At 57.6% G+C, this 755-nt stretch carries 1 protein-coding gene; it reads right to left on the minus strand.

What is annotated here, in order from left to right; translation table 11 throughout:
• Positions 1-755 (minus strand): leucine-rich repeat domain-containing protein (locus ACFYY8_RS42090; RefSeq protein ID WP_390050694.1); only part of this gene is annotated, 755 nt, incomplete at both ends.

Below are 755 nucleotides of genomic sequence, written 5' to 3' on the forward strand. Positions count from 1 at the left end.
GGTTAGCCCATTCAGGGTACCCATGTTTTCGGGTAGTGCGGAGAGCTGGTTGTTCGCCAGGTGAAGGTAAATAAGGCCTGTTAGCCCGGAGATCCAGTCTGGCAGAACGGTCAGTTGGTTACTGGAGATGTCGAGGTTGGCGAGGCTGGTGAGGTTCACTATCCAGTTGGGTAAATGGGTGAGCTGGTTGCCGGAGATGTCGAGGTCGGTGAGGCCGGTGAGTGTGGTCATCCAGTCCGGCAGTGCGGTCAGCTGATTGAAACCAATGTCGAGGTTGGTGAGGCCGGTGAGGTTGGCCATCCAGTCCGGCAAATGGGTGAGTTGGTTGTGACCGACATTGAGGTTGGTGAGGCCGGTGAGGTTGGCCATCCAGTCCGGCAAATGGGTGAGTTGGTTGCGACTGACATTGAGGTTGGTGAGGCCGGTGAGTGTGGTCATCCAGTCCGGCAGTGCGGTCAGCTGATTGAAACCAATGTCGAGGTTGGTGAGGTTGGTGAGTGTGGTTATCCAGTCCGGCAGTGCGGTCAGCTGATTGAAACCAATGTCGAGGTTGGTGAGGCCGGTGAGGTTGGCCATCCAGTCCGGCAGGTGGGTGAGCCGGTTGTTTCTAATGTCCAGCGCGGTGAGGTCGGTGAGGTTGGCTATCCAGTCCGGCAGGTGGGTGAGTCGGTTGCCGCTGACGTCGAGGTTGGTGAGGTTGGTGAGTGTGGTCATCCAGTCCGGCAGTGCGGTCAGCTGATTGAAACCAATGTCGA

It is taken from the genome of Streptosporangium sp. NPDC001559 (assembly GCF_042893955.1).
In the GTDB taxonomy this organism is placed as follows: Bacteria; Actinomycetota; Actinomycetes; order Streptosporangiales; family Streptosporangiaceae; genus Streptosporangium.